Source organism: Luteitalea sp. (assembly GCF_044337415.1).
Lineage (GTDB): Bacteria > Acidobacteriota > Vicinamibacteria > Vicinamibacterales > Vicinamibacteraceae > Luteitalea.
This window is the reverse complement of sequence record NZ_JBIINP010000344.1, coordinates 1-3,289: the sequence shown is the minus strand read 5'-3', so window position 1 is coordinate 3,289 and position 3,289 is coordinate 1. Positions and strand designations below refer to the sequence as shown.

At 67.2% G+C, this 3,289-nt stretch carries 3 protein-coding genes; 2 read left to right on the top strand and 1 reads right to left on the bottom strand.

Translation table 11 applies throughout. The annotated features are described in order from the left end of the window. Window positions 1–536: dienelactone hydrolase family protein (locus ACIRDX_RS22055; protein ID WP_396627571.1), on the top strand; the 536-nt coding region annotated here is incomplete at its 5' end. An 18-nt stretch (window positions 537–554) separates the two neighbouring features. Further along, entirely contained in the window at window positions 555–1,130 is a 576-nt protein-coding gene (locus ACIRDX_RS22050) for an elongation factor P (protein WP_239491713.1), read from the top strand. Between the two features lie 585 nt (window positions 1,131–1,715). On the opposite strand, the gene ACIRDX_RS22045 is transcribed toward ACIRDX_RS22050, so the two are convergent. Further along, window positions 1,716–3,289 (bottom strand): CocE/NonD family hydrolase (locus ACIRDX_RS22045; RefSeq protein ID WP_396627570.1); only part of this gene is annotated, 1,574 nt, incomplete at its 5' end.

Sequence of the window (3,289 nt, the reverse complement as noted above, 5' to 3'; positions counted from 1 at the left end):
CCGAGCTCGACATGTTCAAGGCGATGCTGCTCAAGGGCCAGGTCCTGTGGGGGATGATGGTCTACGACAGCCTGCGCGCCGTGGACGTCTTCCTGCAGCGGCCCGACGTCGACGCGACGCGGCTGGCCACGCTGGGCATGTCGATGGGCTCGACGGCCGCCTGGTACCTGGCAGCGCTCGACGAGCGCATGAAGGTGTGCGTCGACATCAACTGCCTCACCGACCTCGACGCGCTCATCGAGGACAAGGGGCTGTCGCGGCACGGCATCTACTACTACGTGCCCGATCTCATGAACCACTTCACGACGGGGCAGATCAACGCCCTGATCGCGCCGCGCGCGCACCTGGCCCTCGCCGGCCTGCGCGACAAGCTCACGCCCGTACCCGGGCTCGACCGCATCGATGCGCACCTGAAGCAGGTCTACGCGTCGATGGGCGTGCCCGAGCGCTGGCAGATGAACCGGTACGACGTCGAACACCAGGAGACGCCGGAGGGTCGCCAGGCCATCCTCGCCTTCCTGCAACGCTTTCTCTGAGAGGACCTTCCGCACGCCATGGCCGGACTGATCGCCGCAATCGACCTCAAGCGCAAGATGTACGTCGAGTTCGAGGACGCCCCGTACCACATGCTCGAGGTCGAGATCTCGCGCCCGACGGCACGCGGCGGCCAGACCCTGGTGCGCGTGAAGATGCGCAACCTGATCAACCGGGCCGTGTTCGACAAGACGTTCAAGGCGCAGGACAAGCTGAAGGAGCCCGACCTGGTGATGGTGCCGGCCTCCTACCAGTTCACCGACGGCACCGGCGTGCACTTCATGGACCTCGAGAACTTCGAGACCCTGACGCTCAACGAGGACATCGTCGGCGACGACCGCTACCTGCTCACCGACAACCTCGAGGTGCAGATCCAGAAGTTCAACGGCAACCCGATCGGCCTGCAGTTGCCGGTCATCGTCGAACTGACGGTGGCCGAAACCGAGATGGGCAGCCGCGGCGACACGGCGAGCGGCAGCGTGACCAAGGCCGCGAAGCTGGACACCGGCCTCGAACTGCGCGTGCCGCTGTTCGTGAACGAAGGCGAGAAGGTGCGCGTCCACACCGAGACGCGGGAGTTCGCGGGACGAGCCTGAGAATGCTGCGATGCTGCGATGCCGGGAATGCCGAACGCGGCATCCTGAAGACGCAGGCGTCGCCGGCGCCGGCCGCGCGGGACTCGCTCCTGTTCCGCCATCCGGAAATCCGTCACTCCGGCGTGGGACAGGAGCACGTGCGTGGGGGCCCCCAGCCCCACGCCTGTCACTCGCCTGCGTGACGGATTTCGTGAACCCTGACGGATGGCTCCACAAGTCGCTCCGCCCCGCGCGTCCAGCACCGGCTCCCTGTGCGACCTGGTCCCTGGTCCCTTGCCGTCCTTGTCCCTCGTCCCGTGCCTGACTGGTGACTTGTCGCTCGTCTCTTGTCCCTTGGACAGAGTTCGTCCCGCGCCCCAGCCCCACGCCTGTCACTCGCCTGCGTGACGGATTTCGACGCACAGGCTGCAGGCCACAGGCGTCAGGTGGCCTGTTGCGGTCTTGTCCCTCGTCCCTTGCAGTCCTTGTCCCTCTTCCCGTGCCTCCCTGGTGACTTGTCGCTCGTCCCTTGTCCCTTGTTCACGGCGGCCGAGTGAAGACGGCCGTCCGGTGCCGTCCAGCCCCCAGCGCCCAGCCCCGGACGCGTCAGAATCCGCGTACGACCGGTAACACGATCGCGCTCGGCATCTTCGCCGAGTGGTGAATCGTCTGCTGCGCGACGCGCGGCGTGGTGCCCGTCGCCAGCGGATCTCCGGTGTTCAGGTTGCGATCGAACTGCGGGAAGTTGCTCGACGTGATGTCGACGCGAATGCGGTGGCCCGGCTGGAACACCACGGCCGTGCCGATCAGGTCGACCGTGTAGCGATACGCCTGGCCGGGCGTGAGCAACTGGGGCTTGTCGAGCCCCTCGCGGAACCGCGCGCGCAGGATGCCCTCGGCCATCGGGTACGCCTTGCCGTCGGGGTACACATCGACCAGCTTCACCATCCAGTCGGTGTCCTTGCCGTCGGTGGTCGCGTGGAGATCCATCGTGACCTTGCCCGCGATCGTCACGGGCGCTGACAACGTGTCGCTCGTGAAGCGGACGATATCGGCGCGGCCGTCGAGGGGCTTCTGGTCGACGGGCCCGGCGATCGTCGGCGACCCGCAGCAGTTGTTGCCGCCCGTCGTCGGCACGGGGTCCTTCGGGTCGTAACGGTAGCTGGTCGACCCGTCGCCGGCCGGCGCAGTCGTCGACAGCTTCCCTCCCGCCTGCAGATACCACTTCGCCGGCTGGGTACCCGGGATCGGCCAGTCCTGCTCACCGCGCCACTTGTTGATCCCCATGTAGAAGATCTGCACGGGCGCGTCGGTGTCGACGCCGTTCTTCACGCCCTTCATGTGGAAGTCGTGCCACCGACGCTCGTAGTCGAAGAGCGCGCGATCGGCATCCGGGCCGAAGTCGAGGTCGCCGTACTTGCGCGACGGGCCATGGCCCCACGGGCCGATCACCATCCGCGTCAGTGATCGGGCGCGCTCGTTCGCGCCCTTCGCGCGCACGCCCACGAAGCCGTCGATCGTGCCCGGCAGGAAGATGTCGAACCAGCCGCCCTGCGTCATCACCGGCACGTTCACCTTCGAGAACTTCTCCTCGTCGCTCACGGCCTTCCAGTAGGCGTCATAGCTCTCGTGCGCCAGCCAGTCGCGCCAGTGCTTCACCGGATGGTTGAACGCGAGTTCGTCCATCGTCTGCAGCGGCAGGTGCGTGAGGAGGTGCTCGTACCGCAGTTCGGGCGCCGCGTCCGGGCCGGTGAAGTACCACTGCGGCTGCATGATCCGGTACGGCATCCGCACGACGCCCCAGCCGAAGTTGAAGGCGAGGTGGAAGGCGCCGCCCTGCGTGATCCAGTTCGCGTAGAGGTTGGTGGAGGCGACTGCCGGGAAGGCGGCGATCAGGCTGGGAGGCTGCTCGCCGAGCGTGGCCCACTGCACGTGGCCGAGATAGCTGCCGCCCTGCATGGCCACCTTGCCGGTCGACCACGGCTGCTTCGCGGCCCACTCGACCACGTCGTAGCCGTCCTTGGCCTCGGCGCGAAAGGGATCCCACTGCCCCTCGCTCTCGTAGCGGCCACGGACGTCCGTGTTCACCACGGCGTAGCCCATGCGGGCGAGCGTGATCATCCGGTCGTGCACGCCCACCGCCTCACGCTGCACGCCATAGGGGGTGCGGATGACGACCG